This is a genomic window from Acinetobacter sp. S4397-1 (assembly GCF_024129285.1).
Taxonomy (GTDB): domain Bacteria; phylum Pseudomonadota; class Gammaproteobacteria; order Pseudomonadales; family Moraxellaceae; genus Acinetobacter; species Acinetobacter lwoffii_C.
The window spans coordinates 1-291 of the sequence record NZ_JAMXXZ010000098.1 but is presented as its reverse complement, the minus strand read 5'-3'; the positions used below and the strand labels follow the sequence as shown (position 1 = coordinate 291).

General features: G+C 36.4%; 1 pseudogene. It reads left to right on the top strand.

From position 1 onward, the window contains the following. Nucleotides 1-242: pseudogene (locus NI467_RS14670) on the top strand (ISNCY family transposase); the annotation flags it as partial. Between the last annotated feature and the right edge of the window lie 49 nt (nucleotides 243-291).

Here is a 291-nt window from a genome sequence, read left to right as displayed (position 1 = left end):
AATATCAGGGAAGAAAAATCAATTACAGCATCTTCGATAAATTAAGTCAGCTTAACCAGCGAGAGATTGTTGAGAATAAACGTTTAGGTGCTGTTCTCAATCATATTCAACAACAGCATGAAGAATTGGAACAGCAATACAAACGCAATCGTTCTCAATCTATGCCAAGAAGACGTGCACAGAAAACAGCAATTCAACAACGAAATCTGAATCCTGTGCTTGACTTGGAAATGTCTGTATAGGACATTTCTATTTGGTTTTAAGGTAGGACATTTCTACTTGGGAATAACA